We start from the raw sequence: 854 nt of genomic DNA on the forward strand, positions 1-854 counted from the left end.
GGCATCGATGCGATCATCATCGCCCGCCATGGCGAAACCATTTACCAGCATTATGCCAACGGCATGACCCCCGAAACACTGCACGACAGCCGGTCCTCATTCAAATCAGTAACAGCCCTGCTTGCCGGGATTGCCTTAGACAAGGGCTATATCAAAACCCTCGATGAAAAGGTGTACACGTTATTCCCGCAATACAAAACATTCGGAAATATGGACAGGGACAAAGCTGCCATGACGATCAGGGATTTGCTGGAAATGAAATCGGGCTTTGACTGCGAGGAATGGGAAGGAACAAAGGACTGCGAGGAGGCCATGGCGGCATCCGATGACTGGCTCAAATTCTCTTTGGACCTGCCGATGGCCCATAAACCGGGAACACATTGGTCCTATACGTCATCGAATACGATGATAATCGGCGGTGTCATTGAACGTGTGGCGAATATGTCGGTTATCCAATTTGCCGACAGCTTTTTTTTCAGGCCGTTAGGCATAACCGATTATCGTTGGACACGGGATCCGGCACACCATGGGATGACTGGCGGATCATTTTATATCCTGCCGACGGATATGTTGAAAATAGGGCAGTTGATCCTGAACCAGGGAACATGGAGGGGTAAGCGGATTGTTTCGGAAGGGTGGATCGCGGAAGCAACCGAACCTATCACTGAAATCGAAGGGTTCTCAAATGTTGGCATTTCTAACACTATAGGGGCCATACCACAACCCACCTATTACGGCTATCAATGGTACAATGAACGGGTTGTCTCAGCCGCGTTCAGCTACAATGTCGTATTCGCGTCCGGCAATGGCGGGCAATATATCATGGTGATTCCAGAACTGGATACGGTTGTGGT

1 protein-coding gene is annotated in these 854 nt (G+C 49.9%); it reads left to right on the plus strand.

Annotated features, from left to right (window positions below; genetic code table 11):
• A partial coding sequence (locus ACMGDE_RS19935; RefSeq protein WP_436834597.1) for a serine hydrolase domain-containing protein occupies positions 1-854 on the plus strand: 854 nt, incomplete at both ends.

Source organism: Parapedobacter brassicae (genome assembly GCF_051400755.1).
Classification (GTDB): domain Bacteria; phylum Bacteroidota; class Bacteroidia; order Sphingobacteriales; family Sphingobacteriaceae; genus Parapedobacter.